Here is a 23,036-nt window from a genome sequence, read left to right as displayed (position 1 = left end):
CGTTTAATTCAAATGCCTTTTTAAATATTCAATTTTCAATCTATCAATAATAAGTTTTGCTGCCATGTGCATGTAAAAAGGCAGGAATCAAACCCGTGAGTGCAGCACGAATATCAGCACGCTCATTGATTAACTGATGCGAACCTTCTTCTAGCATCAGCAAAGTTTGGAGCCGGAATTTACGCCGGATAAATTCGATATTATAACGCCAGTCGACAGTCTGATCCTGTGCACCCTGCGCCAGCCAGACTGGAATACGACAAGCCGGACGCGCTTCCATTTCCAGCATCCAGCGTGACATCGCTAAAATCCAGTCCATGCCCATTATTCGCGGTTGTAATGGATCTTTAAGCCGGATAAAACGCAAAAACTCCGGATTATGGTTATTGCGTCTGAAATGTCGGGGAACTTCACGTTTGATTCGGCTAATAATGCCCAATCCGACCGAATTATGCCACCAGGCAGTTTTAGCGGGACGAATCAATGGTGATAACAATAAGACTCGTTCAACAAAAGGATTTTCACGACGTTCCGCAAACTCCAGTAAATGGTGCATCCAGATCGCACCGCCGGTACTCTGCCCGATGCCGACCCAAGGTTTAGGTAATTGTGAAGCGTGCTGCACATAACGATGTACGGCATGTAAAACCTGCTGATAATGATCAAAATTCTGAATGCTGGCAGGTGAACCATCACTCAGACCATGTCCCGGCAGATCATAGGTTAATACGCTAAAACCCTGTTCCAAAAGCTCTTTGACAATGGGCTGATAAATGCCGCTATGTTCCAGATAACCATGCAGCAAAAAAGCGGTTCCCTGAATCTTATCAAAGCGGGTATTTTCCAGATTTGGCTCAAACACCTGTACATGTAACCTGAATAAAGGCATCTGTACATAGCCCTGCCAGTGTTTGCAGTCCAGTAAATCAAAACCATAAAGCTTGCGATAGGACTGCAGATCAATCGGCGGTTCATCACTACGATTCAGGTTTAAAGGTGGCAAGATTTGAGGCGTAACATCCCGACTCGGAATGGGTAAATCCAGCTGTTTCAGAATGGTGGGATTTAAAAATGGGATATCAGACATTATGGCACCTCCCGACAGTCACTGGATCCAAACCACATATCGCGCATGGTCGCCAACATTTCATAATTGGCACGACGACTGTGATCATAATTTTGTGCACTTGGACGCCATCGTGTCAATGGCGTTGGCATCGGCGCTTCTACCGGAATGGTTTGTATGCCATTTAACGCAAATAAACGGCGGGTACGCGGCATATGATAACGATCCGTAATCAGAATCACTGTAGGCGCTCCACCTTTCTTTTGTAATAATAATGAACTGAAACGGGTATTTTCACAGGTGTTCATGCTGCGATCTTCCAGTAATTTGGCATCGACACCATGATTTTTTAACCAGCGCTGCATATACGGCGCTTCGACCCCACTCAGAACAATCGGCAACTGATAATGTTTCTCTACTGCCAGCGTAGTTTCCAGACGTAGTCGCGTATAGTTATTGACGATGATCTCTTTGCCTTGGTCATCTAGGGTTAAGCCACCACCCAATACCACAATGGCATAAGGTTGGGAGCTATTCGCCGGTTTAGCCTGCTGTTGCTCTTGTAGTAAAGCCAAGTCCTGCTGGATTTCCTCTCCATCGGTTTCCTGTACCGAACTGGCTTCACCCTGCTCAAGTGGATGCGTCGTCAGAAACTCCATATATTGCTCAATGCGTTCCTTATTTTCACTACTGTCCCACTCCAGCAATTCCCGGACATTGGCTGTCGGATCGGCTGGTTCTGCATCTTCCTGTGAGGACAATAAGGGCACCTGAGCAGGTGGACTTTGCTCTGCTTTTTGATCTTGCTGTTCGCGCTGATATTCTTCAATCACCTGCTGCAGTGCTTTATAACGTGCCTGAATCAGCATCAGGTTGGCCGAGTTATTTTGCTGGATATCCTGTTCCATGACCTTTAAATACGCCTGACGGGCAATCCACAAATCAGAGCCAGGTTCCAGATTTTCATGTTCGCTGAGTGCAGCCATTTTCTGGCTTTGAGCCGCGACTTCATTTAGCTCTAAGGAGACAAACTGGTTTAAGCCCTTGACGATCATTTTTGAGTAAAAAGGCGTATAAACCAACACCAGTAGACAGCCGCATAGCACAAACAGTCCAGTGACAATTTGTAGCAAACGTACCATCCAATGGGTGTTTTTCATGTTATTCCTCTTCCTGATGAGAACGGATCAAGCCATTTTTATCGAACAATACAGGTTCAGGCTCCAGCATTAGACTAAATTTTTCCCAAACTGACTGTTGTACTGCACGATACGTTTTACGGACATCGGTGAGAGAGGCCTGACCATAATTCACCAACACCAGCGCCTGTTTATGAAACATGCCGACAGGCCCCAACTGTTTACCCTTCCAGCCCGCCTGATCAATCAACCAGCCTGCTGCCAGTTTAACTTGAGCATTCGTTTGCTGGTAATGGGGTAAATTCGGGAAAGATACAGCAATTTGGTCAAAGACCGCCTGATCAACCACCGGATTTTTAAAGAAGCTGCCCACGTTGGGAAATTCTTGTGGATCAGGCAATTTACTCTGGCGAATCTGGATGACGTGTTGCTGCAAGTTTTCTGCTGTGAGCTGATCACCGACCGCAGTCTTCAGATCACCATAATTCAGTTTCAAATCTGGCTGTTTAAGTAATCTAAAAGTCACATGGGTAATCACATAACGATTGGGATCATCTTTAAAAATACTATGCCGGTAGGCAAACTGACAATCTGCTGCCTGAATCGAAGCAAACTGTTTCAATTGTCGGTCATAGACCTCAACAGAATCGATGAATTCTCCGACTTCGACACCATAAGCGCCAATATTCTGTACTGGCGATGCACCGACCCGACCCGGAATTAAAGCTAGATTCTGTAGGCCATATAAACTTTGTGCCGTGGTCCAGAGCACGAAGTCATGCCAGCCTTGTCCGCCGCCTACACGTAAACGTTGCGACTGATCATCAGCATCCAGCATTTCAATGCCTTGAATATCCATATGCAGAACTAGCGCATCAATCTGCTCCGGCAACAACATATTACTGCCGCCTGACAGGATCAGCAAATTGAGTTGCTGCTGTTCCGCAAAATCCAGTGCAGTTAGCAGATCAGCGGTGGATTGAATCTGAGCATAGTGCGAAGCAACTGCTTCTAAATTTAAGGTATTAAAAGGTTTAAGTTGAACCTGGGTTTGAATCTGCATCGCTTAAACCTTGTGTAAATTCTGTTTAAAAATCTCAATCCAGGCCTGGCTGCTGGACTCACACTGATCAAGCACCCGTTCAAAGCCATCCGCTTCGCCATAATAGGGATCCGGTAAGGCCTGTTTCGGATAGGTCTGATCATGTTCACTCATCAATGCCACACGTGCACGTACATGACCAAACTGAGTTTCTGCCAGACGCTGTATGTTCTGGATATTGGATAAATTCTCCAGATCCATCGCCAGAATCAGATCATAATCAATAAAATCATGCGGAATAAGTTGACGTGCGCGAAGTGCTGAAAGGTCATAGCCACGTTTCAGCGCATGCTGCTGGCTACGCAAGTCCGGTGCCTTGCCCGGATGATAATTACTGGTTCCGGCAGAATCGACCACAATATTCAGTTGCTGTTCATCACAATAATGTCTGAGTACAACTTCTGCCGTGGGAGAGCGGCAAATATTTCCCAAACAAACACATAACACCTTGTATGGCGTTCTGGATGACATAAACAACCTCAGAGCTACTTTATTTTAAGGATTCTTATGTTAAGTTATTTATATACTGATTCCTATCTTACAACCATAGAATAATCTCGTATTTGCAATAAAAAAATCAAGGATATCGCCATGAATCGTTTTCAGTTTCAAACCGTCCCCAATATCATTGCCGGACTAGGCACGATTCAGGAATTATTTAAAATTCTAAAAAATGGCCGTTATCGCCGTCTTCTACTGGTGACTGACCCGGGTATGCTGAAGGAGCAATTACATCTGCCGATTCTGGATATTATTGAATCTGCCGGACTGGAGTATGTGATTTACTCGGATGTTCAGGCCGATCCGCCCGATACAGTGGTGCTTGAAGCGGTGGCTTTTGCAAAACAGGAAAATATTGATGTGGTGCTGGGCTTTGGTGGTGGCAGCTCGATGGATGTGGCCAAACTCATTGCAATTTTGGCGCATCCTGAACAGCATCAGACATTGTCCGATCTGTATGGCGTTGATAATGCCACCGGACCGCGTTTAGCTTTAATTCTGGTACCAACTACGGCTGGAACAGGTTCAGAAGTGACGCCGATTTCGATTGTCACCACAGGTGAAACCACTAAAACCGGTATTGTGGCACCGACCCTTTTTGCAGATATTGCCATTCTGGATGCAACATTTACCCAGAATCTTCCAGCACAGATCACTGCCGCCACCGGCATTGATGCCATGGTACATGCCATTGAAGCCTATACCTCAAAACACAAGAAAAATCCTTATTCGGATATGCTGGCCAAACAGGCTTTAAGATTACTGAATGCTAATCTGCAACGTGTACTGCAAAACGGTCATGATTTAGATGCCCGCCAAAATATGCTGGTCGGTTCCATGCTGGCCGGACAAGCCTTTGCCAATGCACCAGTCGCCGCCGTACATGCGCTGGCTTATCCACTGGGTGGACATTTTCATCTTTCGCATGGGCATAGCAATGCACTGGTTCTAACTGAAGTATTAAAGTTTAATGCGCCAGCGGCCAAACAGCTCTATGCGGAATTGATGACCTGGCTGGATCCTTACAGTAAAGGTTGTCATGATGGCCTGACTGATCTGTTTATTGATCATTTTAATAATCATCTGATGCAAAGCGGTTTGACCCTAAAACTGAATCAGTTGAATATTCCGGAAGATATGCTGCAGGTCATGGCAGAAGATGCGATGCAACAAAGCCGGCTGTTGCAGAATAATCCACGTGAACTCAAGGTGGAGGATGCTTATCAGATTTATCAGGCGATCTATGCCTAGATCAATTTCCACTTAAGCCTTATCTAGCCGAGGACTGAATAGTGATGAAAGCCACCATCAAACAGCGCGAACACTATACTTTTTTCCTGCCCATTCAAACCCGTTGGGCAGACAATGATCTGTACGGCCATGTCAACAATGTGACTTATTATAGTTATTTTGATACCGCAGCCAATGCCCTGCTGATTCAGGAAGCTGATTTTGATCCTAAATACTCCCCGATGATTGGCTTGGTAGTCAGCTCCAACTGTCAATTTAATCAGGAACTGTCTTATCCGGAAATTATTGAAGTGGGCGTGGCCATTGAAAGCATGGGAAATTCATCGCTCAGCTATGATCTGGCTATTTTTAAACGCAACTCAGATACAGCCGCTGCGCAAGGCAATTTTGTCCATGTATTTGTTGACCGTGAAACACGAAAAAGCACCCCGATTCCAGTCGAAATGCGGGATGCTTTATCTCGATTTGTTGTGACTTAACATCCAGCCTATTTCAGCTGAATATTTTGCAGTTCACCATCAAACTGCTGTAACAGATCGCGTACTGCCGGTTCAGCATGTAACAGTTCTTCGGCACGTTTAAAGGCACGTACCTTACGCTGATGCTGCATGGTATAGGGCGTTAACTGATCCACATTTTCAAATTTCACCTGGAAATTGGTTTGCGGCCATTGCTGTTGCAAAGCAGCTTCCAGATGATGTTGCAACTGGGTCAACAACTGCTGGTACTGTTCAGGAATATGGAAAACGGATTCGCCATTCATCTGACCAGTCATGATGCCATACTGCGCCAGTTCCTGTACCGCTGGAGAAAGCTGGCTATTACGGAACCAGTATTCCCATTTTTCTACGCTCCACTCGCCTTCTAAGGTTTGCTCAGGTATTTTTAAAATATCCTGTGGCATCAGATTCTGCGTATTTACATCTTGGGAAATATCTTCCAGCAAAGCTGTCTGTGCAACTGGCTGAACCGGAACTGTATTTTCAAGAGCAGGCTGAGCAATCGAATCCTGTGAAAGTCCCAATTCCGGTGCAGCAAGACTAAATTCCTCATCAGCAGGCATACTGTCTTGTGCTGGCTCGGTAGGGATGACAGCATCTGCAGGAATAAACTCTTCAAGCAGGAAATCATCCGAACTGTTGCTGGTAGCAGGTGCTTCTGGCGTACTCTCGATTTCATCAAAACCAAATAAGCCTTTGTCATCATTTGGATCAAAAATAATTTGATCACTAGACTGCACTTCTTCAATGGTGGTCTGAATTACTACGGGCTGGACAGATTCAGGCTCAGTGATGCTAGTTGGCTCGTCTTCATCCAAAAAATCATCCGAAGAAGGTTCAGACGCTGATGCGAAATCAATCTCCTCATCTGTCTCATCGTCCAGAGAAAAATCATCAAATACAGGCTCCGCTTCAAATGATTGTGTTTCTACGGACTCAGATTGAAGTTGTGTCTGAACGGGCTGCTGTAGACGTGTTGTACTGGTTGCTGCCTGTTGCGGTGCAGTCTCCTGCATCACCGGAATTTCGCTTGGCTGTAAGGGACGGAAAGCCAATAAACGTAGCACTGTCATCTCAAAACCTTGTTCCTGCGTAACTGCAAGCTGTAAATCGGCACGCCCCTTACAGGCAATCTGATAATAGAGTTGCAGGTCTTGTGCTGAAATTAGAGCCGATAATTGCATGATCTTTTGATTGATCTCTGCACTGTATTTCAGGCTCAGATCTGGCAGGTACTGCAATAAAGCCAGTTCATGCAATGTCGAAATCAGCTGGTCGAGCACCAACGATACATCCAGAGCCTGCTGGCGGAACTGCAATAATAACTCGCTAACACGTGCTTTCTGGTTCTGGTGAATCGCCAGAATCAGGTCATAAATAATAGTGCGGTCAATCAGACCGAGCATGTCTTTGACATCCTGATGCTGAATCGCACCCTGACCATAGGCAATCGCCTGATCGGTCAGAGACAAGGCATCACGCAGAGAACCTTGCGCAGATTCAGCAATCTGCCAGATCGCATCCTGATCAGACTGAATGCTTTCTTTGCTAAGAATATTGCCCAGATGTTCGGTAATTTCATCGACTGCCAATGGACGCAAAGTAAATTGCAGACAGCGAGAAATTACGGTAATTGGCAGTTTTTGCGGATCAGTGGTTGCAAACAGAAATTTGACATGTTCTGGCGGTTCTTCCAGCGTCTTTAACAGCGCATTGAAAGAATGCGTGGACAGCATGTGCACTTCATCGATCAGGTAGACCTTAAAGCGGCCTTGAGTCGGTGCATAAGGAACATTGTCGAGCAGCTCGCGGGTATCTTCGACCTTGGTGCGTGATGCTGCATCGATTTCGATTAAATCAATAAAACGACCTTCATTGACTGCGGTACAGGTCGCACAGACCTCACAAGGCGTCGAGGTAATACCGGTCTCGCAGTTCAAGCACTTCGCCAAAATACGTGCAATCGTGGTTTTTCCGACACCACGCGTTCCCGTAAACAAATAGGCATGATGCAAACGGCCACGTTCGAGCGCGCTGGTTAAAGCACGTGATACATGGTTTTGCCCCACCAATTCATTAAAATTACGAGGACGGTATTTTCGCGCAAGTACTTGATACATGTATGCTCCTTTTTACAGGTCTAAGCATACTGTTTTTTTATAAAATAGTGAAATGAATGCCGGTTTATAAAGAATAAAAATCCCTTGATCAAAATCATTGAAAAAGGGATATAAAACAGATGCTTTTTTAAAATTAGACCGATTCAAACAGGATAAAGTCACTTTGCATTTGGTAGCGTTTGCCTGTTTGATCTTCACGAATTTCCAAAACATGCTTTTTCAGATCGACATAGAGCAGATTTCGGGTATCGACATTCAGCAGTTCAATCTTTTGTTGTGATTCATCCTGAAACCGAATCTGCCCGCTCATCGTTTCAATTTCATTATGACCACTTAAACTTTCACGCTGTAAAGTAAAGGTCTGATCTTCATTCAAGGTCAAAGCCACTGCCATGCCTGGACAGTCTTCACAACTTGAAAAGCATCCCATACATGGCGTCGTGCCCTGATAATTCCCGACCCAGGCAGGAATCTGAGCTTTGGCTTCCATCACCGTTTTTGCAGCCGGCTGATTCGGCTCCTGACATCCGAATAAGGCACTGCTTGCGACCAGAGGAATCACCAGCACTTTTTTCATTACTTCACACCACAGCCATGGACTGCGCGACAAAATAACATATTTAGCTGATGGGCTAAACTCCCAAATCAGGGATATTTAGCGCCAGCCTTTGCGACCGGTCAGTACCGCATCCGCACAGCGCAAGGTTTCCTGCGTCAGGCCCCAAAGACGGTAATCTCCGGTCAATGAACCTGTAGGAAAGTTATGTGTATAGGCAAAACTTAAACCGCGCTCAGGATCGCACCAAGCACCAGAGCCATTAAAACCCATATGACCAAAACCTTTAGAGGCTTTTCCTAAAGTGAGAACACGGTGATAACCCAAGCGCCAGTGCATCGGTAAAGGCATGACCCGATCTCGTGTTTTGTATTGCACCTGACTAAGTTGTGGGAACACTTCCGGCGAAATGAATTGTTGTCCTTGCCATTCACCACGATTCGCTAACATGGCATAGATTTTTGCCAGACTCTCTGCAGTAAAGACACCGTTAGCAGATGGGATAATGGCTTTTAGCCCCTGTTCACTAAAAAAACTAAATTTCTTCATGCCTTTGGGAATCATGGCATCCTGAAAATCCTGAGGATCCTGCCCGCTAAAGACCAAGGCTCGCTCCATCAGGTTCGGCTTTCTTGGTGTGGTTTTTTTCGAAGTCTGTGTTTGAGACTTGGTTATCTTAGGCTTTAAAATAGGTAAGGCCACCCGAGCCAACTCATTCGTCGGCACGCTGAAATAGGCGCCATTTAATTGTAATGGCTGAACCAGATATTCCTTCATCAGTACACCCAGTTTTTTACCTGTTGCTTTTTCCAGTACACCACCCACCTGCCAACCAAAGGTCAGCGGTTGATAAGCGGCATCTGTAGCAACCTGAAAACGTGGTTCTGCTGTCGCAATCCGGTCCAGCATATGCGACCAGTCGGCCATTTCAGTGGCATCATCAATCATATTACGGATATCAAACAGGCCACTTTGATGACTGAGCATATGTGCCAGAGTAATATTTTCTTTACCATTTTGTGCAAATTCAGACCAGTATTCTGCAACCGGTCGATCATAATCCAGATAACCTTGACTGACCAGAATATGCGCCAAAGTCGCCAGCACACCTTTACCTGTGGAATAACACAGCGACATGGTATCCGGTTGCCAGTTTTCAGTGACAGACTTTTTACCGGTATAAATATCGACGACCTTTTGTCCCTCAAAATATACCACTAGTGCGGCACCACCCTGTTCGGTACGTGCATCCTGCAAACGGCTAAACTGACGGGCAAGGTCACTGAAACGCTCATCGACATTGCCCTGATAATTATGCTGATCAGCAAACAGATAATCTTTAATTGGCTGCATCATTCTATCCATAGAATATTGATCCCTTAAAATGAAAAAGCCTAAATCGGGTTTAGGCTTTTGATTCAGATTTAAATTGCTTTGATATGGCCGGTGACGTGTGGTTTTTGATTTTTACTGCTTCGTATCAGAAAATCTGTATCATTGGCTGCCTGTGCCGTCAGGAACTCAACTTTAGATGGCAAGTACATCGGCAACTTGAACCAGACATCAGCTTCATAAGCATCTGGCAATGACAGATTCGCCAGTGCTTTGGCCTTGCTCCACATACCATGTGCAATCGCCTGTTTAAAACCAAAAGCTTTCGCTGTGACTGCATGAATATGGATCAAGTTAAAGTCGCCTGAGGTCATGGCATAACGACGACCAGTATTCTCCGAGATGTTCCATTCATTATTGAGTATATATTCTGGCGCTTGGCTTTCTGCAGGTTTTGCAGCAGCTTTAGCATTGGTCTTTTGACGTGACAGATAAGTCGTCAATGCTTCAACTACGACCTCGCCTCCCACTTTGACTGTAGTAATGAAATCAAACTGCACGCCTTTATCGTGCGGCTGCAATTCGCCAAATTTGCATGCTAGGGTCAAGGTTTCATTGACGCCGATTTTACGGTATTGCTTCACTTGGTTACGGATATGTACCAGACCCAAGATCGGAAACGGAAATGCTTCTGAAGTCATCATGTGCATTTGTAGACTTTGTGAAAGCACCGTCAGATAGATTGCTGGAATATAACCATTATTTTTAAAACCGCAGACTTCATTATAGGCTTTCAGATGTTTTTGATCGACCTTGAATGAATCCACCACATATTCAACTTGCGGTAGAACTTTTTCAGCTTTCGGCTTTTTAAAAATCAAGCCTTGAATCACTTTTGGATAGGCTAAATAAGGTTTTGGAAATTGACTAAAATGGCGCGTATTCATACTGAACCTTTGGAAATTTTATTATTTCAATTTGTCTAAATGCACCTTCTCTTGCGCCATATATGGCTCTGGGAGAAGGCTGGGATGAGGGTCAATTCATCCCATTTTTCATTTAATTTTTACCTCTCCCTAACCTTCTCCTTAAAGGAGAGGGATATCTCCCTCTTTCATAAAGGGAGATTTAGGGGGATTCTATTAAGCCCCTAAAAGACTTTGACCACATACACGTACCACGTTGCCATTTAAACCTGTTGATGCAGTAGCAGCAAACATTGCAATCGTTTCTGCAACATCGACAGGTAGACCGCCTTGACTCATCGAATTCATACGGCGGCCCGCTTCACGGATCGCAAATGGAATCGCAGCCGTCATTTGTGTTTCGATAAAGCCCGGTGCAACGGCATTAATGGTTATACCATTTTTTAATGTCGGTGCTGTGAATTTTACTAAACCAATCACACCGGCTTTAGAGGCTGCATAGTTGGTTTGACCCAGGTTACCTGCAATCCCTGAAATTGAGGATACACAGATAATACGGCCATTGGCATTTAGACCATCGTGGGAAATTAAATAATCATTCACGCGTTCTATTGCAGACAAGTTGATATTAATCACCAGATCCCACAGCTCAGGCTTCATATTGGCCAAGGTCTTGTCACGGGTAATTCCGGCATTATGTACAATAATATCCAGACCACCATGCTCAACTGCCGCTGCCTTGATCTTTTCACCTGCATCTGCAGCTGTAATGTCAATAGCCAAGGTAGAACCGCCGATCTCACTAGCTACACGATCAAGGTCAGCCTGCTGTTGTAGAACATCCAGACAGATGACATGTGCACCATCACGGGCCAATACATGGGCAATCGCTTCACCAATACCACGGCTTGCGCCTGTCACAACCGCAGTTTTACCCGCTAATGGCTTGGTCCAGTCTACGTCTACTTTTTCAGCTGGTGAAACACGGATCACCTGACCAGAAACATAGGCAGAACGAGGAGAAACCGCAAAACGTAATGCAGACTCAAGATTCGCTTCAGCACCTGCATCAACATAGATCAGGTTTGCTGCGATACCTTTCTTGAATTCTTTAGCCACTGATTTCACAAAACCTTCCAGTACACGTTGAGCAATCGCCTGGCTTACTGATTTTGCGGTTTCAGGTGTAGTACCGACAATCACTACACGACCAGAACTCTGGATCTGACGCGCAATCGGGTTAAAGAAATCATAAAGTGATTTTAACTGTTCTGAATTTTCGATCCCTGAAGCATCAAAAATAACGACCTTGAATTTTGATTCTTTATCGCCCGGGTTAAATGCACCCAGATTCAGCCCGGATGCTGCAGCCGCCTGTTGCAACTCAGCATTATTACCTGCATAGCTGTTGGCATAAATATTTGCCAGAACCTGAGCAATAGCACCCGTCAATGGACTTGCTGGTGCTGCACCCAATAATACTGCGCCTTTTACCACTGGCGTAGCAGACTCAAAACGGTCTAAAGAAGTTGGGGATGGCAGACCCAAATTTTTAATGACAAATTTACCAATAGGAGATTTTGCAAAAGTTTGGTACTGATCAGTCATGTTTATTATCTCTCATACAAATTAATTTTTGGTTGATCTAAAGTTATCCTTAAACTTCAATATGATGCCAGACACATATATTTCAATAGATCCGCCAGATTCCGCCCAATCATACTTGAGATAATAGGCAGATGACTTGACCTGAGCGCAGTCTGTAATGTCATTGTAGTCAATACAGCCTATCCTCTTCTATGCTAATGTAAGCGCCAAGAAGACGATCTATTTGCCTGGTAAAGCCTTATGAGCAAAACAACTCAAGAAAATCCAGCAGTCGAGAACTCTGCGACAGAAACTGTGTCAAAACCATCAACGCGTACCAAGCGTAGCACTAAAAATACTGACACAGCCACTGGGACAGAAAAAAGTCCGACTAAAACCACGCGTACACGCAGCACACCTGCCCGTGCCAAAAATATGACTTCATCTGAAAAAGATTCAACCTCTACAACACAGACTTCTGTTCTACAGGAACCAAACATGAGCCAAAATACAGTTCGCCGCGTTGCGATTATCGGTGGTAACCGCATTCCATTTTCACGTTCTAATGGTGCTTACTTTACGGCATCCAATACTGACATGTTTACAGCAACCCTGAACGGCCTGGTTGAACGCTTTAATCTGCAAGGTCAACGCTTAGGTGAAGTGGTTGCGGGTGCAGTACTGAAACACAGCCGTGACTTCAATATGACTCGTGAATGCGTATTAAACACTGCGCTTGCACCTGAAACGCCTGCTTATGACATCCAGCAGGCATGTGGTACCGGTTTGCAAGCAGCATTTCTTGTTGCCAACAAGATTGCTTTAGGTCAAATCGAAGTAGGCATTGCAGGTGGTGTAGATACGACTTCTGATGCACCGATTGCTTTTGGTGATGGTTTACGTAAAGCACTGCTTGAGCTAAACATTGCAAAAACTGCAAAAGACCGTCTAAAAGCATTGACCAAGATCAATGTGAAAGACCTGATGGATGCACCAAAAAATGGCGAGCCACGTACAGGTCTGTCTATGGGTGATCATCAGGCGATTACCACACTGGAATGGGGAATTTCCCGTGAAGCACAGGACGAACTGGCAGCATCTTCACACCAGAAAATGGCTGCAGCGTATGAAGAAGGTTTCTTTGATGACCTGATCACACCATTCCTGGGTCTTAAGCGTGACAATAACCTGCGTGCAGACTCAAGTGTTGAAAAACTGGCGAAATTAAAACCGGCCTTTGGTAAGGGCGATGCGCGCACCATGACAGCAGGTAACTCTACACCGCTGACAGATGGTGCTTCTTGTGTGCTATTGGCTTCTGAGGAATGGGCCAAGGCAAATGGCCATGAAGTGTTGGCTTACCTGACTTTCCAGGAAACTGCTGCAGTTGACTTTGTAGAGAAAAAAGAAGGCCTGTTGATGGCGCCTGCTTATGCCGTGCCGCGTATGCTGGAGCGTGCAGGTCTGAAACTGCAAGACTTTGACTATTACGAAATTCATGAAGCTTTTGCATCTCAAGTATTGTCTACGCTGAAAGCTTGGGAAGATCCGAAATTCTGTAAAGAGCGTTTAGGTCTGGACGCTCCACTGGGTTCAATTGACCGTGCAAAATTGAACGTAAAAGGCTCTTCACTTGCTGCCGGTCACCCGTTTGCAGCAACTGGCGGTCGTATCATTGCGACAGCAGCAAAACTGATTAACCAGAAAGGTTCAGGTCGCGTACTGGTATCGATCTGTGCAGCCGGTGGTCAAGGTGTAACGGCGATTATTGAAAAATAATCCGTTGACCGATCTAATTAAAAAGCCCCTCAAATGAGGGGCTTTTTTATGACTTATTGATTTGGCAGTGGGTTATTTTTGAAGTATTCATCCACTTTATTCCACGGTGCAGTCGATGCCACGCCTTTCACCATATTCTGGTTCACACCCTGACAAAGTGCATTGTCCGGCGTCAAATGAAAAGCATTTACATTTGGATCCATATAAGGAATTGAGCCTGGACGGCGCTGGAAATAGAAGTTTAACCAATCGACGATAGCTTCAAAGCCATAATTCGACATGGCCCAGGCACTATTATGCCCGCCCCAATGATGACCAAATTCATGTGCAATAATTCGATAACCAGATAATCTGTAATGGCCATAGAATAACCAAGTATCTACTCCTAATACTGCTCCACCACCTAAACCACCACCCATATTGGTAATGCCAAGATTAATTTCATTGCGGTTAAGAATTTCCCGATAGATCCGGACATAATCTTCTGGCTGAAAGAAACCATTCGGCCCTTCTACCTGACCATCATTGCCAAAAAAATCGTGTCCCATGACCGCTTTATGGTTAAACCATAAGGTTTCAAATTCTGGAGTACTGAGCATATAGGCCAGATTGGTCATCATCATGACCCATTCCCGGGCATAGACCGGCGTAATACGACACCATTTATTCGGTTCATCATAGGTACCAAAATAAATTTTCCATTTGGCTTTAATCTGGTTCAGCTTTTTGACGTGCTCATCGGTCTCAGAGTTAATTTTCAGATCAAAAATATTGCTTGGATTTTGCGTGGTCTGACTCAGACCTGCTAGCTGGATCGAGCCTGTGCCATCGAGCAACGGGAAACGGGATTGATCGGTCAGTTTGAGATCAAAGCTGGCATTCGAAAATGGCGTCAACTGATCCAGCTTTGCCAAAATCACCCAGTCTTCTGAGTTTTTAATCTTGGCACGAATCTGCAAATCACGTACAGGCACAGCACTGTAGCTTTGCAAATGCAGGCGATTGCCATTTAGGGTTGCCGATAAAATATGGTCCATATAGACATGACGCTGGCTGCTATTGGTCAAGGTTTCCCATGATTCACCATCCTGCAAGACACGGCTTCTCTCGCGTGCTTTAGATTCGGTTAAAATCATAGCTTGGTTTAGCTGGGTGGATTTATTCTGTTGCAGGGTCAGCATTGGCAGAATATAAATTTTCTGATTGGCCATGTGTAATAGATTCTGACCATAAATATAAAGATCGCTGGCTTTAGCTATTCGGCTGCTCTGGTTTTGCCCTTTTAAAATACAGTCTCGGAAGGTATCCACACTTTTATTGGGTAAGATAGACTCCAAGTTAAAAGATTTTTCCCGGTAGCTTTCTACAGTGCCATCATTCCGTGACACATAAACCAAGCCATCATTATGGCGATGCATGACTGCCGACAAATTGGTTTCTGTTAAAATGGGCGCAATATTATTTTCATTTTCCTGAATCTGATTGATATCGTGGACATAGGTCATACCATCCGGCAGGCTGGTATACAGATAATCACCTATGACTTCCATGCGTGCATTACAGTTGCGCGCACAGCCCGGCAAGCTGAGCCGTGCAAATTTCCGCGCTTTTAAATGGTTTTGCGCCGTTACATCACTTTGACGCCACACATTAATGCGGCCTTCAATATCAGGCACATACACATAACGGTCGTCAGCAGTCACCGCATTGCTATGTACCAGCGCGTAATTAAGCGCATCGCCCCACCATACACCTGTGCCGAGTGCCATAATGAAGTTCGGTTGCTCGCTATTAATATCTAAAACATCAATTCGGTTCGAGCCATAATTGGCCACATACAAACGCCCTGCTTGAATTTCCAGATCATTCAGGCTATCCCATTTTTTGGCCAGACCCGAAATTTTCGTAGGATCAATCGCACTGAGTGCACGTTTTTGTTTTAAGTCATAACGTAAAATATTCGATTCGGCCTGACTATTGGCAATATAAAGCACATCGCCATTCACCACCATGGCGGTGGGATTCCAGGTTTTCAGACCAAAATTCCCTGCTGTTAATTCTGAACCTACATCCAGAACCTTAAATTCCGCAATTTTGCTCAGTTGCTCTCCCGTACTGGGTGATGTCATTGAATCTGGCCCTGTTGGCTGTGAGGTACTGCTATCGCTTCCTCCACCCCCACAACCAGACATCAGCAACACGATGGACACTGACAAGGTCACTCGTCTAAATAGCATTGAATTCCCCAATAAATTTTAAAATTAAAATAAAAAATCAATGTCTTATATCTTAATTTTCAGTTGGGTTCGAGCATAAAAAATGAGGACTTGATCAAGTCCTCATCGCTGAATATTTCACCTTTCGCATTCTGAAAAGGGAGTCTAAACTGTGTGGTATTTTTTATGGCATATTTTATGATGAGAATTTCCGATAATCCGGCTGGAGCCCTAGTCTGGCTTCTAGATGATCATAAATCCACTGAAAGATAAAGGTATATACGAGAATACAAAGGGTTAGAGCTAAGTCTAGCAGAAAGGCCTGAGCCAGACTCATGTGTAAGGCATAAGCCACCATCGGAATGGTCGCCAGCATCAAACCGCCTTCAAAGCCAATTGCATGAGCAATCCGCACTTTAACGCTTCTTTTTAAACGATGTTTAGCTTCAAACTTTTCAAAATAGTGATTAAACAGCATATTCCAAAATACTGAAGTCACAGCCATAGCAATCCCGAGCGCACCTGTTACCTCAAGGGGCATATGCATCAGTGTACTTAAAAGGACAGCAATCACGACCAGTAAAATGCCTTCATATAAGGCAGCATGAATTAGTCTTCTTTTGGAAATTAACATATTAAATCAGCTCAATTCATTACATGATGCAAGAATTTTATTTCTTTAAATCTGATTATTCGAGTTAGAATCTATCAATAAAAATGAAAGATTAAAGATATGAATGTTAATCAAGAACAGCTACTGATGTTTAAAACTGTGATGGAAACCGGTTCTTTCTCTGCGGCTGCCCGTCAACTAGGTAAAGTACCTTCCGCAGTCAGCATGGCCATTGCCAATCTGGAAATTGACCTGAATCTAGAACTGTTTCAGCGTATAGGTCGTGAACCAAAACCGACCGCACAGGCGCAGGTATTGTATGAAAAAACCCAGCAACTTCTGGTCGAAATGAATCAGTGGAAACAGCATGCTCAAGCCCTAAGTTCAGGCCTGGAATCTGAACTGAATATTGTGGTGGTTTCAGAATTACTGCATACGCGTTGGACCGATTATATCGTGTTACTGGAACAGGAATTTCCTGCACTGCAAGTCAATGTATTTAGTGCACCTCAGGAAGATGCACATCGTATGCTGTTCGAAGGTTCAGCGCAGCTGGCCCTGATGTTTGAACGCGAACAACTGGAAACACGGGAACAGTTTGTGGAATTGAAACGTGAGGTACTGGTCGCTGTAATCGCCAAACAGCATCCCCTAAGTCAATTCGATCAAGTCAGTTATGAACAGATTTTGCAAAACAGGCAGATTGTGGTGGCCAGTCGGGATCGCACCATCAAGCCGGAACTACTCTTTTCACGAAATTACTGGCGCACCGACAACCATCACTCGGCTTGCAGCATGATTCAGCAAGGACTGGGCTGGGGGGTTCTGCCACTCGAAATGCTGAATGAGCAGCCACATTTGCAAGATCAGTTACAGGTTCTCAACCTGCTCGATTTCACCCCAAAGTTTGAATATTTTGTTGATCTGGTCTGGAGCAGAGAAACCCGATTAGGCACAGCTGCTCATTTTTTGATTAATCACTTGCGCAAACAACGTAAAACCGGGCATTAATCACAGAAATTCAACGACAGTCTACTTGGTAAACCGGCCATTTATGATATATAAGAAAGCATAAGCAATAACCATAGAACTAGATCGTAATGACATTAACTGCATTAAACCAATTAAAAAACTTGACGACCATTGTGGCAGACAGCAGTGATTTGAGTGCCATTGAAAAATTTCGTCCGCTTGATGCAACCACCAATCCATCGCTGATTACTGCAGCAGCGAAACAACCTGAAAATCAGGCCTTGATTGAAGCTGCTTTTCAGCAAGCCCAGCAAGAAGGCTATACAGATGACGCCCTGATTGAACGTACCATTGATATTTTGACGGTCAAATTCGGTGTAGAAATCTTAAAACTGATTGAAGGTCGTGTTTCAACGGAAGTCGATGCTTCGCTGTCCTTTAATACTGAAGCTACCATTGCCAAAGCCAAAGAGTTACTGGCACTTTATGCGCAATATGGAATTGACTCAGACCGCATTCTGATCAAGATCGCGTCTACCTGGGAAGGCATTCAGGCAGCGAAAGCACTGGAAGAACAAGGCATTCATACCAATCTGACTTTATTGTTTGGTCAGCATCAGGCCCATGCCTGTGCTGATGCCAAAGTAACATTAATCTCGCCTTTTGTCGGCCGTATTCTGGACTGGTACAAAAAAGCTGAAGGCGTTGAGTCTTACCCGATTGAAAAAGATCCGGGTGTACTTTCGGTTAAGCGTATTTATGAATTTTATAAAGCGCATGGTATTCAGACTGAAATCATGGGTGCCAGCTTCCGCAGTATTGATCAGGTTCTAGGCTTGAGCGGCTGTGACCTGCTCACGGTAGCACCAAACCTGCTGGCCGAACTGGAAAATGATCAGCGTGAAGTGCAGGCCCAACTCTCAGCCAAAGATATTAAAGTTCAAGGTGAACTCAGCCCAATCAGCCCTGCCGATTTTGAAGCACAACTGAAACAGAATCCGATGGCCAGTGAATTATTGCAAGGCGGCATTGACGGTTTCATTAAAGCCCGTGAGCAACTGGCTGCTTTATTACGTGAAACTTTCCTGAGTACCACTGAGATTTAAAGAAAATTTAGCAAATTTCTCCAAGCCGATGTTGCTATAATGCCGCATCGGCTTTTTTGTTCATGCGAGTTTTTCGTGTTTGGTATCACAGATCTAACGACCTTTATCATTGGAACCACGTTGATTGTGCTACTGCCCGGGCCGAATTCCCTGTATGTCATGTCGATTGCTTCGCGCTTTGGGATTAAGACGGGATATATGGGTGCCTTGGGGGTTTATACGGGCGATCTGATCCTGATTATATGTACAGCATTGGGAGCAGCTTCTTTACTGCATGCCTTTCCGGTACTGTTTATTGCACTGAAAGTTATTGGAGCGATCTATCTCAGTTACTTGGGTATCAAGCTAATCATTGCGGCCTACCAGACTTTCTTTCCGGAAAAGTCATCACAACGCGTCCAGATTAAAAAGACGACTCCAGATACGGTAGAATCTGTTCAGCCCTTTCGTACAGCGCTCACAATCAGTATTTTAAATCCCAAAGCGATTCTGTTTTATCTGTCTTTTTTTGTGCAGTTTGTCGATCCTGCCTATCCTTATCCAGCCCTGACATTCACGCTTCTGGCTGTAATCTTGCAATTGATCAGTATGACCTATCTGTCGATCCTGATTTTTTCTGGTGTAAAACTGGCGTCCTATTTCAACCAAAATTATAAAGTGACTGCCAGCTGTGTCGCAGCGGTCGGGATCCTGTTTTGCGGTTTTGGCCTTAAACTGGCGACTTCAACTTTCTAGCAATGATCGGCTTCAAACCAGTAGACCTTTGGATAAAATTGTTAAAAACATTGTGTTGATACGTGAAAAGCGTATGATTTAAACGCATTTAAAAATAGTGTCATGGATGATGCCAAAACTTTTACAAGATTTCTCCTTTCCTGCCGTCATGGCCGGTTTTATTACCTGCATGATTGGTATTAGTGTTTCCGCCGTACTGGTCATTGAAGCTGCGCAAAGCCTAGGTGCTAATCAGGCACAAATTAGCTCCTGGTTATGGGCACTGGGTATAGGTATTGGAGTTTCTGGATTTTTGCTTTCCTGGAAATATCGTTATCCGATTTCAACCGCCTGGTCGACTGCCGGTCTGGCACTGGTCATTGCTTCTGCCGGTCACTATAGTCTGGGTGAAGCAATTGGCGCTTTTCTGATTTCTGGCATCCTGATTGCCTGTCTGGGATTTTTTGGAATTTTCGAGCGAATTTTCCAGTTTATTCCACAAAGTTTGACCAGTGCCATGCTGGCAGGTGTTTTATTAAAATTTGGCATCTCGGTCTTTGGCAGTCTGCAACAGTCCTGGGAATTCGTGCTTTGTGTACTGGCGATTTATCTGGTTTCCAAAAAACTGAGTACGCGCTATAGCATCGTGATTACCGTGTTAATGGCTATTGCCCTCTGTCCGTTCTTTATTAATTTTACTATTCCGCAGCTGAACTGGAGTATTGCCCAGCCGGTATGGATTACACCTGAATTTAGCCTGCAAGCTGTTTTAGGACTGGCCTTACCTTTAATGGTGATTAATCTGGCATCGCAATACCTGCCTGGCTTGGCCGTCATCAAAAGTTATGGTTATCCGCCGAAAGTAAATTCTATTCTAGGCTGGACGGGTATTACACAGACTATGCTGGCGCCCTTTGGCTGTTTCAGTGTCAATCTTGCCGCAATCAGTGCGGCAGTCAGTCTGGATGCCCAAGCGCATCCTGATCCGGCCAAACGTTATATTGCAGGGATGAGCTGCGGCCTGTTTTATATTCTGATGGGTTTTTTTGCTGCGACCTTGACCAGTGTACTGATGGCTTTTCCAGGGATTCTGATTACAGTCTTGGCAGGCATTGCCCTGTTTGGCACCATTGGCCACAATATTGCGCTGGCTTTTCAGGACAGTCACGACCGTGAAGCGGCACTGATGACATTCCTGTTTAGTGCCTCTAATATTCAGTTTTTCGGTATTGGTTCAGCTTTCTGGGGACTGCTACTTGGTTTGACGGTTTATTTGCTGTTTAAGCTTAAACCGCAAGTGGCGTAAGCTTATTGTAGAAATGAGGCAATTACTTTTGCTGCCTTTTTAATGCCCAGCAGTTTGGGAAAACAGGTTAATCACCACCACACCGGAAATGATCAGTGCAATCCCGATAAAAGCGGGCACATCCAGCGCCTGCTTAAAGATTACATAGCCTACGATTGCCGTAAGAACGATGCCTACTCCCGCCCAGATCGCATAGGCAATGCCTAAAGGAATGACTTTAATGACCTGAGACAGCAAATAAAACGCAATACAGAATAAAATGACTACAGCCAGAGATGGCCATAATCGGGTAAAGCCTTCTGACTTCACCAGAAATGTTGATCCAGTCACTTCGGCAATAATAGCCAACGCCAACAACAAATATGCCCATGAGACAGGATTCATTTTTTAAACTCCAAACAATTTTTCAATGATTGCTGTCGGGACGATCTGACATGATCAATCTTGAAAGATTTATTTTTCACAATTTTCTCTTCAAGGTGAAAGCTGATGTAAAAAATCCAGGGTTTTGACAAAGGTTTGCTGACTTTCCTTTTTGCCCATAAAAAACTGATATTCATGAATGAGCCAGGTTTTAGACTCTGGATAAAATATTTCAGTCACAGGAACCTGCTGTTCCTTCAAAGCTTTTACAAATGGTAGGGACTGAGTATCGGTCAGAAAATCCTTGTTCCCGCCACTGATGAACACTGGCGGATAAGACGGCGTAATATACTGAATCGGAGAAATCTGCTTTAAAAACTCGGCATCATGTTTACGCTCGCCGGTATAAGCCTGAATCAGGTTAAAGACACCCCATTCGATAATTTTCATTTCTTCAGGTGCTGTGCTGGCAAATGCTTCCAAGTCATAAATTCCACAATGCAAGATTAAACCTTTAAGCTGCGTAGGTTGCAGATGAGGCTGAATACCGGATTGGTCGGCAAATACAGGATTGGTCAAAAGCGCGGCGTAATGGCTGGCCATATTCGCCCCGGCAGAATCTCCGGCCAGATATAAGTTCTGGGCATCGATTTGGTAGGTGTCTGCATAGGTATCGAGAAATTCAAGTGCCTGATTGATCTGGTGTAACTGGCTTGGATAGGTCACTTGTGGCGCAAACTGATATTGCACGGATACCACGTTATAGCCCTGTGCCGCCAGCAGCTTGAAATAACCCCGTGCATGTTCTTTAGAACCTGAAATCCAGCCGCCGCCATGAATCCAGACAATGGTCGGTCGTGGGCCAATACTGGCAATATTCTGCGGCTGATACAGATCCAGAGATAATTTCTGTTGCGGCGCATAGGCAATATTCTGCTGCACGATAACCGCACTAGGTGCATAACGATCCATCACTTTTTGCTGCAAGCCTGTGGTCAGGTTAAAAGCACCGGCAATGACTTTACTGTTCTGTGCGGTCTGACAGCCGGAAAGAATAACTGAACTTATGAGCAAAAGATGAATGGCAAAAAACCTCAAAACAGTCCCCTATACATGATCTAAAAACAGGCTACGGCAGTTTAAACTATCCTGCTGCAAACAAGGACTATTCATCCTCTTATTTTTGATCACTAAAACTGCAATTCCGAGTTTTTTACTCTGTTTTTTTCATCACTTTTACATGAAAAATATTTGTAATTTAATGAGTTTTTTCAATTTTACCGCTTTTTTGCAATTGCACCCGCCACAGCACTGTGCTATCAATAAACCAAGCCTAAAAATCAGACAACCTGCGGAGAAAAGCCATGGCTTATCAACATATTTTAGTCCCAGTGGACGGTTCAGAAATTTCCTTTTCTGCAGTACAACATGCTGCCAAAATTGCCAAGGCATTCGGTAGTCAGCTTTCCCTGATCAGCCTGATCGCAGAAGATCCTTTTACCGAGGCTGATTTCTATTATAGCTCCTCCATCATGAAGGAATATTTTATCGAAGCACATGCCAATGCCAAAAAGGCCTTGAAAGAAGCCACTGCCATCGCAGCCGGTGAAGGTATTGAAGCGCAATCCCGCATTGTCACAGGTTTAGTCAATGCAGAGCATATTGCTGAAACCGCGGGTGAAGTGAAAGCAGACCTGATTGTTATGGGTTCTCATGGCCGTAAAGGCTTCCAGAAAATGATTCTGGGCAGCTTTGCACAAGATGTATTGGGTGCGAGTGAAATTCCCGTACTGATCGTGAAAAAATAATCCTGACGCTGCGCATCTTCAAGATGCGCAGTACTTGCTACTTTACATTTGAACCTCTAGCAAAACATGCTGTGGAGAT

Annotated in this window: 21 protein-coding genes; 8 read left to right on the top strand and 13 right to left on the bottom strand. The window is 44.6% G+C overall.

Features of this window, described 5'->3' with window-relative positions:
* Positions 1-43: 43 nt before the first annotated feature.
* The 4 genes from AC13CK_RS16135 to AC13CK_RS16120 are packed head-to-tail and all read right to left on the bottom strand — an operon-like array spanning position 44 to position 3,778.
* Positions 44-1,087: an alpha/beta hydrolase gene (locus AC13CK_RS16135; RefSeq protein WP_482831307.1), complete on the bottom strand. Its 1,044-nt coding sequence runs from the start codon at positions 1,085-1,087 to the stop codon at positions 44-46.
* A complete protein-coding gene (locus AC13CK_RS16130) occupies positions 1,087-2,226 on the bottom strand; it encodes a YdcF family protein (protein ID WP_005263276.1) in 1,140 nt (379 codons plus the stop codon). The genes AC13CK_RS16135 and AC13CK_RS16130 overlap by 1 nt, the downstream gene beginning before the upstream one ends.
* A 1-nt stretch (position 2,227) precedes the next feature.
* The gene (murB, locus tag AC13CK_RS16125) at positions 2,228-3,268 is read right to left on the bottom strand and encodes a UDP-N-acetylmuramate dehydrogenase (protein WP_425879831.1); all 1,041 of its coding nucleotides are present in this window, start codon (positions 3,266-3,268) and stop codon (positions 2,228-2,230) included.
* Between the two features lie 3 nt (positions 3,269-3,271).
* Positions 3,272-3,778 (bottom strand): low molecular weight protein-tyrosine-phosphatase, encoded by a 507-nt coding sequence (locus AC13CK_RS16120; RefSeq protein WP_004278810.1) that lies wholly within the window; start codon positions 3,776-3,778, stop codon positions 3,272-3,274.
* A gap of 120 nt (positions 3,779-3,898) precedes the next feature.
* On the opposite strand from AC13CK_RS16120, the gene AC13CK_RS16115 reads away from it, so the two are divergent.
* Positions 3,899-5,059, top strand: coding sequence for an iron-containing alcohol dehydrogenase (locus AC13CK_RS16115; protein ID WP_425879832.1), 1,161 nt, complete (start codon positions 3,899-3,901; stop codon positions 5,057-5,059).
* Positions 5,060-5,103: 44 nt separating this feature from the next.
* Positions 5,104-5,538 carry an acyl-CoA thioesterase gene (locus tag AC13CK_RS16110; RefSeq protein ID WP_081401206.1) on the top strand — a complete coding sequence of 145 codons (435 nt, stop codon included), beginning with the start codon at positions 5,104-5,106 and terminating at the stop codon, positions 5,536-5,538.
* An 8-nt stretch (positions 5,539-5,546) separates the two neighbouring features.
* Here the strand turns inward: AC13CK_RS16110 and dnaX are convergent, their stop codons facing one another.
* From dnaX to AC13CK_RS16085, 5 genes are all read right to left on the bottom strand, one after another.
* Positions 5,547-7,679, bottom strand: coding sequence for a DNA polymerase III subunit gamma/tau (dnaX, locus tag AC13CK_RS16105; RefSeq protein ID WP_425879833.1), 2,133 nt, complete (start codon positions 7,677-7,679; stop codon positions 5,547-5,549).
* A gap of 133 nt (positions 7,680-7,812) precedes the next feature.
* Positions 7,813-8,256, bottom strand: coding sequence for a copper resistance protein NlpE N-terminal domain-containing protein (locus tag AC13CK_RS16100; protein WP_121979770.1), 444 nt, complete (start codon positions 8,254-8,256; stop codon positions 7,813-7,815).
* A 78-nt stretch (positions 8,257-8,334) separates the two neighbouring features.
* On the bottom strand, positions 8,335-9,600 hold the full coding sequence (locus AC13CK_RS16095) for a serine hydrolase domain-containing protein (RefSeq protein WP_425879834.1): 1,266 nt from the start codon (positions 9,598-9,600) through the stop codon (positions 8,335-8,337).
* A gap of 59 nt (positions 9,601-9,659) precedes the next feature.
* The gene (locus AC13CK_RS16090) at positions 9,660-10,514 is read right to left on the bottom strand and encodes a MaoC family dehydratase (RefSeq protein WP_425879835.1); all 855 of its coding nucleotides are present in this window, start codon (positions 10,512-10,514) and stop codon (positions 9,660-9,662) included.
* A 195-nt stretch (positions 10,515-10,709) separates the two neighbouring features.
* The gene (locus AC13CK_RS16085) at positions 10,710-12,101 is read right to left on the bottom strand and encodes a 3-oxoacyl-ACP reductase (RefSeq protein WP_425879836.1); all 1,392 of its coding nucleotides are present in this window, start codon (positions 12,099-12,101) and stop codon (positions 10,710-10,712) included.
* A gap of 240 nt (positions 12,102-12,341) precedes the next feature.
* Here AC13CK_RS16085 and AC13CK_RS16080 point away from each other — a divergent pair, with 240 nt between their 5' ends.
* Positions 12,342-13,859, top strand: coding sequence for an acetyl-CoA C-acetyltransferase (locus AC13CK_RS16080; protein ID WP_425879837.1), 1,518 nt, complete (start codon positions 12,342-12,344; stop codon positions 13,857-13,859).
* Between the two features lie 53 nt (positions 13,860-13,912).
* Here the strand turns inward: AC13CK_RS16080 and AC13CK_RS16075 are convergent, their stop codons facing one another.
* On the bottom strand, positions 13,913-16,096 hold the full coding sequence (locus AC13CK_RS16075; protein ID WP_425879838.1) for a beta-propeller fold lactonase family protein: 2,184 nt from the start codon (positions 16,094-16,096) through the stop codon (positions 13,913-13,915).
* A gap of 175 nt (positions 16,097-16,271) precedes the next feature.
* Positions 16,272-16,709 carry a chlorhexidine efflux PACE transporter AceI gene (gene aceI / locus AC13CK_RS16070; RefSeq protein ID WP_482831306.1) on the bottom strand — a complete coding sequence of 146 codons (438 nt, stop codon included), beginning with the start codon at positions 16,707-16,709 and terminating at the stop codon, positions 16,272-16,274.
* A 99-nt stretch (positions 16,710-16,808) separates the two neighbouring features.
* On the opposite strand from aceI, the gene aceR reads away from it, so the two are divergent.
* The 4 genes from aceR to AC13CK_RS16050 all read left to right on the top strand — a co-directional run bounded on the left by aceR (position 16,809) and on the right by AC13CK_RS16050 (position 20,786).
* The gene (gene aceR / locus AC13CK_RS16065) at positions 16,809-17,699 is read left to right on the top strand and encodes an HTH-type transcriptional regulator AceR (protein WP_004278827.1); all 891 of its coding nucleotides are present in this window, start codon (positions 16,809-16,811) and stop codon (positions 17,697-17,699) included.
* 89 nt (positions 17,700-17,788) lie between these two features.
* The gene (gene tal / locus AC13CK_RS16060; RefSeq protein ID WP_425879839.1) at positions 17,789-18,766 is read left to right on the top strand and encodes a transaldolase; all 978 of its coding nucleotides are present in this window, start codon (positions 17,789-17,791) and stop codon (positions 18,764-18,766) included.
* A 75-nt stretch (positions 18,767-18,841) separates the two neighbouring features.
* On the top strand, positions 18,842-19,501 hold the full coding sequence (leuE, locus tag AC13CK_RS16055) for a leucine efflux protein LeuE (RefSeq protein ID WP_004278829.1): 660 nt from the start codon (positions 18,842-18,844) through the stop codon (positions 19,499-19,501).
* A gap of 109 nt (positions 19,502-19,610) precedes the next feature.
* On the top strand, positions 19,611-20,786 hold the full coding sequence (locus AC13CK_RS16050; RefSeq protein WP_278357702.1) for a benzoate/H(+) symporter BenE family transporter: 1,176 nt from the start codon (positions 19,611-19,613) through the stop codon (positions 20,784-20,786).
* A 39-nt stretch (positions 20,787-20,825) separates the two neighbouring features.
* Here AC13CK_RS16050 and AC13CK_RS16045 read toward each other — a convergent pair whose 3' ends face one another.
* Together AC13CK_RS16045 and AC13CK_RS16040 are read right to left on the bottom strand one after the other, a co-directional pair.
* Positions 20,826-21,170, bottom strand: a complete 345-nt coding sequence (locus tag AC13CK_RS16045; protein WP_195725869.1) for an SMR family transporter — start codon at positions 21,168-21,170, stop codon at positions 20,826-20,828.
* Positions 21,171-21,260: 90 nt separating this feature from the next.
* Positions 21,261-22,247: an alpha/beta hydrolase gene (locus AC13CK_RS16040; RefSeq protein WP_425879840.1), complete on the bottom strand. Its 987-nt coding sequence runs from the start codon at positions 22,245-22,247 to the stop codon at positions 21,261-21,263.
* Between the two features lie 266 nt (positions 22,248-22,513).
* Between AC13CK_RS16040 and AC13CK_RS16035 the strand changes: the two genes are divergently transcribed.
* A complete protein-coding gene (locus AC13CK_RS16035) occupies positions 22,514-22,957 on the top strand; it encodes a universal stress protein (protein WP_425879841.1) in 444 nt (147 codons plus the stop codon).
* The last annotated feature ends 79 nt before the right edge of the window (positions 22,958-23,036 follow it).

The sequence above is a fragment of the Acinetobacter sp. L-24 genome (assembly GCF_056857555.1).
Note: the sequence above shows the minus strand (reverse complement) of the source record. Positions and strands in the feature narration are given on the sequence as shown.

Excerpts from the sequence above, each read along its gene's own strand:
- AC13CK_RS16135 (WP_482831307.1), bottom strand. The coding sequence starts at position 1,087 with ATGTCTGATATCCCATTTTTAAATCCCACCATTCTGAAACAGCTGGAT.
- AC13CK_RS16130 (WP_005263276.1), bottom strand. The coding sequence starts at position 2,226 with ATGAAAAACACCCATTGGATGGTACGTTTGCTACAAATTGTCACTGGA.
- murB (WP_425879831.1), bottom strand. The coding sequence starts at position 3,268 with ATGCAGATTCAAACCCAGGTTCAACTTAAACCTTTTAATACCTTAAAT.
- AC13CK_RS16120 (WP_004278810.1), bottom strand. The coding sequence starts at position 3,778 with ATGTCATCCAGAACGCCATACAAGGTGTTATGTGTTTGTTTGGGAAAT.
- AC13CK_RS16115 (WP_425879832.1), top strand. The coding sequence starts at position 3,899 with ATGAATCGTTTTCAGTTTCAAACCGTCCCCAATATCATTGCCGGACTA.
- AC13CK_RS16110 (WP_081401206.1), top strand. The coding sequence starts at position 5,104 with ATGAAAGCCACCATCAAACAGCGCGAACACTATACTTTTTTCCTGCCC.
- dnaX (WP_425879833.1), bottom strand. The coding sequence starts at position 7,679 with ATGTATCAAGTACTTGCGCGAAAATACCGTCCTCGTAATTTTAATGAA.
- AC13CK_RS16100 (WP_121979770.1), bottom strand. The coding sequence starts at position 8,256 with ATGAAAAAAGTGCTGGTGATTCCTCTGGTCGCAAGCAGTGCCTTATTC.
- AC13CK_RS16095 (WP_425879834.1), bottom strand. The coding sequence starts at position 9,600 with ATGGATAGAATGATGCAGCCAATTAAAGATTATCTGTTTGCTGATCAG.
- AC13CK_RS16090 (WP_425879835.1), bottom strand. The coding sequence starts at position 10,514 with ATGAATACGCGCCATTTTAGTCAATTTCCAAAACCTTATTTAGCCTAT.
- AC13CK_RS16085 (WP_425879836.1), bottom strand. The coding sequence starts at position 12,101 with ATGACTGATCAGTACCAAACTTTTGCAAAATCTCCTATTGGTAAATTT.
- AC13CK_RS16080 (WP_425879837.1), top strand. The coding sequence starts at position 12,342 with ATGAGCAAAACAACTCAAGAAAATCCAGCAGTCGAGAACTCTGCGACA.
- AC13CK_RS16075 (WP_425879838.1), bottom strand. The coding sequence starts at position 16,096 with ATGCTATTTAGACGAGTGACCTTGTCAGTGTCCATCGTGTTGCTGATG.
- aceI (WP_482831306.1), bottom strand. The coding sequence starts at position 16,709 with ATGTTAATTTCCAAAAGAAGACTAATTCATGCTGCCTTATATGAAGGC.
- aceR (WP_004278827.1), top strand. The coding sequence starts at position 16,809 with ATGAATGTTAATCAAGAACAGCTACTGATGTTTAAAACTGTGATGGAA.
- tal (WP_425879839.1), top strand. The coding sequence starts at position 17,789 with ATGACATTAACTGCATTAAACCAATTAAAAAACTTGACGACCATTGTG.
- AC13CK_RS16050 (WP_278357702.1), top strand. The coding sequence starts at position 19,611 with ATGCCAAAACTTTTACAAGATTTCTCCTTTCCTGCCGTCATGGCCGGT.
- AC13CK_RS16045 (WP_195725869.1), bottom strand. The coding sequence starts at position 21,170 with ATGAATCCTGTCTCATGGGCATATTTGTTGTTGGCGTTGGCTATTATT.
- AC13CK_RS16035 (WP_425879841.1), top strand. The coding sequence starts at position 22,514 with ATGGCTTATCAACATATTTTAGTCCCAGTGGACGGTTCAGAAATTTCC.